Origin of the sequence: Psychrobacter sp. DAB_AL62B (assembly GCF_028895345.1) — a bacterium.
In the GTDB taxonomy this organism is placed as follows: domain Bacteria; phylum Pseudomonadota; class Gammaproteobacteria; order Pseudomonadales; family Moraxellaceae; genus Psychrobacter.
The window spans coordinates 1-5778 of record NZ_SAXC01000020.1 but is presented as its reverse complement, the minus strand read 5'-3'; the positions used below and the strand labels follow the sequence as shown (position 1 = coordinate 5778).

At 47.9% G+C, this 5778-nt stretch carries 2 tRNA genes and 3 rRNA genes; all 5 read left to right on the top strand.

What is annotated here, in order from left to right:
- The first annotated feature begins 452 nt into the window (after positions 1 to 452).
- The 5 genes from EPB74_RS13285 (at position 453) to rrf (ending at position 5757) form a co-directional block, all read left to right on the top strand.
- Positions 453 to 1991 (top strand): 16S ribosomal RNA (locus EPB74_RS13285).
- A gap of 91 nt (positions 1992 to 2082) precedes the next feature.
- Positions 2083 to 2159: transfer RNA gene (locus EPB74_RS13280), tRNA-Ile, on the top strand.
- 11 nt (positions 2160 to 2170) lie between these two features.
- A tRNA-Ala gene (locus tag EPB74_RS13275) sits at positions 2171 to 2246 on the top strand.
- A gap of 347 nt (positions 2247 to 2593) precedes the next feature.
- Positions 2594 to 5455: ribosomal RNA gene (locus EPB74_RS13270) — 23S ribosomal RNA — on the top strand.
- A gap of 187 nt (positions 5456 to 5642) precedes the next feature.
- A 5S ribosomal RNA gene (gene rrf / locus EPB74_RS13265) occupies positions 5643 to 5757 on the top strand.
- The 16S, 23S and 5S rRNA genes sit together here with 2 tRNA genes alongside, the layout of an rRNA operon.
- Positions 5758 to 5778: the final 21 nt, after the last annotated feature.

Here is a 5778-nt window from a genome sequence, read left to right as displayed (position 1 = left end):
CTTGACACCAGATTAAAAGCGTCTATAATACGCACCTCAGCAAAGGAAGCTGGCAAATAAGTTAACAAACTTATAACCCAGATAACCAGTTGAAACGAATTAGAATAAAGGGTTGACAGACTATTTAAACATGATATGATAGTCAGCTCGCTAAACAAGATAAGCAAATAGCTTAAACTGATTAGTTAGATACATCATCTACTGGACGACAGTAGAGTGATACTATTTAAAAGCATAACTAAAGAACAACTTGTGTGGATTTTTGCTGATTCAGAATGCATAAAAATAAAGTTGGTTGACTCTCTTTTCGAGAGAATTCTAACTATAAAAATTATCATTTAAGACAGTAAAAAAACTCAAAGTTAATTCATTACGAACATAATTTTTAGCGATTTTGCCAGATTAGATGAGCCAAGTTTAGTAGCCTCTTTAAAGGGTTACATAGCAAGATTAAACTGAAGAGTTTGATCATGGCTCAGATTGAACGCTGGCGGCAGGCTTAACACATGCAAGTCGAGCGGTAACAGGAGAAGCTTGCTTCTCGCTGACGAGCGGCGGACGGGTGAGTAATACTTAGGAATCTACCTAGTAGTGGGGGATAGCTCGGGGAAACTCGAATTAATACCGCATACGACCTACGGGAGAAAGGGGGCAACTTGTTGCTCTCGCTATTAGATGAGCCTAAGTCGGATTAGCTAGATGGTGGGGTAAAGGCCTACCATGGCGACGATCTGTAGCTGGTCTGAGAGGATGATCAGCCACACCGGGACTGAGACACGGCCCGGACTCCTACGGGAGGCAGCAGTGGGGAATATTGGACAATGGGGGAAACCCTGATCCAGCCATGCCGCGTGTGTGAAGAAGGCCTTTTGGTTGTAAAGCACTTTAAGCAGTGAAGAAGACTCCATGGTTAATACCCATGGACGATGACATTAGCTGCAGAATAAGCACCGGCTAACTCTGTGCCAGCAGCCGCGGTAATACAGAGGGTGCAAGCGTTAATCGGAATTACTGGGCGTAAAGGGAGCGTAGGTGGCTCGATAAGTCAGATGTGAAATCCCCGGGCTCAACCTGGGAACTGCATCTGATACTGTTGAGCTAGAGTATGTGAGAGGAAGGTAGAATTCCAGGTGTAGCGGTGAAATGCGTAGAGATCTGGAGGAATACCGATGGCGAAGGCAGCCTTCTGGCATAATACTGACACTGAGGCTCGAAAGCGTGGGTAGCAAACAGGATTAGATACCCTGGTAGTCCACGCCGTAAACGATGTCTACTAGTCGTTGGGTCCCTTGAGGACTTAGTGACGCAGCTAACGCAATAAGTAGACCGCCTGGGGAGTACGGCCGCAAGGTTAAAACTCAAATGAATTGACGGGGGCCCGCACAAGCGGTGGAGCATGTGGTTTAATTCGATGCAACGCGAAGAACCTTACCTGGTCTTGACATATCTAGAATCCTGCAGAGATGCGGGAGTGCCTTCGGGAATTAGAATACAGGTGCTGCATGGCTGTCGTCAGCTCGTGTCGTGAGATGTTGGGTTAAGTCCCGCAACGAGCGCAACCCTTGTCCTTAGTTACCAGCGGGTTAAGCCGGGAACTCTAAGGATACTGCCAGTGACAAACTGGAGGAAGGCGGGGACGACGTCAAGTCATCATGGCCCTTACGACCAGGGCTACACACGTGCTACAATGGTAGGTACAGAGGGCAGCTACACAGCGATGTGATGCGAATCTCAAAAAGCCTATCGTAGTCCGGATTGGAGTCTGCAACTCGACTCCATGAAGTAGGAATCGCTAGTAATCGCGGATCAGAATGCCGCGGTGAATACGTTCCCGGGCCTTGTACACACCGCCCGTCACACCATGGGAGTTGATTGCACCAGAAGTGGATAGCTTAACCTTCGGGAAGGCGTTCACCACGGTGTGGTTGATGACTGGGGTGAAGTCGTAACAAGGTAGCCGTAGGGGAACCTGCGGCTGGATCACCTCCTTATAGACGCATTCGGTCAGCAAGAATTCACAACAAGTTGTTCTTTAGTTTAGCTAGTATTTATTATTAGCGCTTTGCCTTTACAGGCAGACACAGGCCTGTAGCTCAGCTGGTTAGAGCACCGTGTTGATAACGCGGGGGTCGGCAGTTCAAGTCTGCCCAGGCCTACCATTATTATATACGGGGCCATAGCTCAGTTGGTAGAGCGCCTGCCTTGCACGCAGGAGGTCAACGGTTCGACTCCGTTTGGCTCCACCATAATAAATACGATAGTAAATATATAAAATAAGCATAAACAGAATTAAATGATTGTAACTGATTATTTACTTCTGTTTTATACAGAATCTGTGACTCGATGAGAGCATAGAAACTATTTAAAAACATAGATATGAGTCTGGGTTAGGAACACGTGTTCACGCGTTGTTCCTAACCTTAATAACTCACTACTTAACGACATCAGTTGTTATCCCAGTAGTGAGTTATTAAAAAAGTAAAGAGAACTGAATCAAGCGTATAAACATAGGTGATATCGTTATCATAATTAGACTTATATAGCACTTAGAAGTTAAGATCTATTTATAGATCAAGACTACTTGGGGTTGTATGGTCAAGTAATGAAGCGCACATGGTGGATGCCTTGGCAGTCAGAGGCGATGAAAGACGTGACAGCCTGCGATAAGCTTCGGGGAGGCGGCAATATCCTGTGATCCGGAGATTTCTGAATGGGGAAACCCACCTACCATAAGGTAGGTATCTTGTACTTGTACAAGAAGCGAACGAGGGGAAGTGAAACATCTCAGTACCCTTAGGAATAGACATCAAATGAGATTCCCCAAGTAGCGGCGAGCGAACGGGGAGAAGCCGATTAATGCTAATGTAGAAGAACAGCGTGGGAAAGCTGACCGTAGTAGGTGATAGTCCTGTATTCGAAACATTAGCGTTAACATATTAAGTAGGGCGGGACACGAGAAATCCTGTCTGAAGATGGGGGGACCATCCTCCAAGGCTAAATACTCCTGACTGACCGATAGTGAACCAGTACCGTGAGGGAAAGGCGAAAAGAACCCCTGTGAGGGGAGTGAAATAGAACCTGAAACCGTGTGCGTACAAGCAGTGGGAGCCTTAATTTATTAGGGTGACCGCGTACCTTTTGTATAATGGGTCAGCGACTTATGTTCTGTAGCAAGGTTAACCGTTTAGGGGAGCCGTAGGGAAACCGAGTCTTAATAGGGCGTTTAGTTGCAGGGCATAGACCCGAAACCGAGTGATCTATCCATGAGCAGGTTGAAAGTGCCGTAACAGGCACCGGAGGACCGAACCCACTGTCGTTGAAAAGCCAGGGGATGACTTGTGGATAGGGGTGAAAGGCTAATCAAACTCGGTGATAGCTGGTTCTCCCCGAAAGCTATTTAGGTAGCGCCTCGGACGAACACCATTGGGGGTAGAGCACTGTTTCGGCTAGGGGGTCATACCGACTTACCAAACCGATGCAAACTCCGAATACCGATGAGTGATATCCGGGAGACACACAGTGGGTGCTAACGTCCATTGTGGAGAGGGAAACAACCCAGACCGCCAGCTAAGGCCCCAAATTCCTAGTTAAGTGGGAAACGAGGTGGGAAGGCATAGACAGCTAGGAGGTTGGCTTAGAAGCAGCCATCCTTTAAAGAAAGCGTAATAGCTCACTAGTCGAGTCGGCCTGCGCGGAAGATGTAACGGGGCTCAAACTAGGAGCCGAAGCTGCGGATTTGAATTTGTTTTCAAGTGGTAGGGGAGCGTTGTGTAAGCCTGTGAAGGTGTGTCGTAAGGCATGCTGGAGGTATCACAAGAGCGAATGCTGACGTGAGTAACGATAATGCGAGTGAAAAGCTCGCACGCCGGAAGATCAAGGGTTCCAGTCCAACGTTAATCGGGGCTGGGTGAGTCGACCCCTAAGGCGAGGCCGAAAGGCGTAGTCGATGGGAAATTGGTTAATATTCCAATACTTGTTTATAATGCGATGGAGGGACGGAGTAGGTTATGCCAGCCTGGCGTTGGTTGTCCAGGTGGAAGGATGTAGGTAGACAGTTTAGGCAAATCCGGACTGTCATTATACTGAGATCTGATAGCAAGCTGTACTTGTATAGCGAAGTGGCAAATACCATGCTTCCAGGAAAAGCTTCTAAGCAATAGTTATAAACGAATCGTACCCTAAACCGACACAGGTGATCAGGTAGAGAATACCAAGGCGCTTGAGAGAACTCTGCTGAAGGAACTAGGCAAAATGGTACCGTAACTTCGGGAGAAGGTACGCTGCCGATGGTGATAGGACTTGCTCCTTGAGCTGTTGGCAGTCGCAGATACCAGGCTGCTGCAACTGTTTATTAAAAACACAGCACTCTGCAAACACGAAAGTGGACGTATAGGGTGTGATGCCTGCCCGGTGCTGGAAGGTTAATTGATGGGGTTAGCGTAAGCGAAGCTCTTGATCGAAGCCCCAGTAAACGGCGGCCGTAACTATAACGGTCCTAAGGTAGCGAAATTCCTTGTCAGGTAAGTTCTGACCTGCACGAATGGCATAATGATGGCAGCGCTGTCTCCAGCAGAGACTCAGTGAAATCGAAATCGCAGTGAAGATGCTGTGTACCCGCGGCTAGACGGAAAGACCCCGTGAACCTTTACTACAGCTTTACATTGAACTTTGACCTGACTTGTGCAGGATAGGTGGGAGGCTTTGAAGCAGACACGCTAGTGTTTGTGGAGCCAATCTTGAAATACCACCCTGGTCATGTCGGGGTTCTAACTCAGGTATAACAATACCGAGGACAATGTATGGTGGGTAGTTTGACTGGGGCGGTCTCCTCCTAAAGAGTAACGGAGGAGTACGAAGGTGCGCTCAGAACGGTCGGAAATCGTTCATAGAGTATAAAGGCAAAAGCGCGCTTAACTGCGAGACCCACAAGTCGAGCAGGTACGAAAGTAGGTCTTAGTGATCCGGTGGTTCTGTATGGAAGGGCCATCGCTCAACGGATAAAAGGTACTCTGGGGATAACAGGCTGATACCGCCCAAGAGTTCATATCGACGGCGGTGTTTGGCACCTCGATGTCGGCTCATCTCATCCTAGGGCTGAAGCAGGTCCTAAGGGTATGGCTGTTCGCCATTTAAAGAGGTACGCGAGCTGGGTTTAGAACGTCGTGAGACAGTTCGGTCCCTATCTACCGTGGGCGTTGGAAATTTGAGAGGATCTGCTCCTAGTACGAGAGGACCAGAGTGGACGAACCTCTGGTGTTCGGGTTGTCACGCCAGTGGCATTGCCCGGTAGCTACGTTCGGATGGGATAACCGCTGAAAGCATCTAAGCGGGAAGCCCACCTCAAGATAAGATTTCCCTAAAGAGCCGTTGAAGACTACGACGTTGATAGGCAGGGTGTGGAAGCACAGCGATGTGTGTAGCTAACCTGTACTAATTGCTCGTTTGGCTTGACCATACAACACCCAAGTGGTTTGTATGAAAGCTCTAATTAATCTGTCTTGTATAGCTTTATGCTATAACATAGAAAGTAATATTTCGATATCACCTTTAACCTTGATTCAGTTAGGTTACAAGTTGATCGACAACAAGCTAATCCTTGACGTCAAACAATAAAAATAACAGACTCATATCTAACCCCCTTTGCTGACGACAATAGCACGATGGCCCCACCTGATCCCTTCCCGAACTCAGAAGTGAAACATCGTCGCGCCAATGGTAGTGTGGGTCCGCCCATGTGAGAGTAGGTCATCGTCAGCTCTCTATTCCTGAATATCCCCC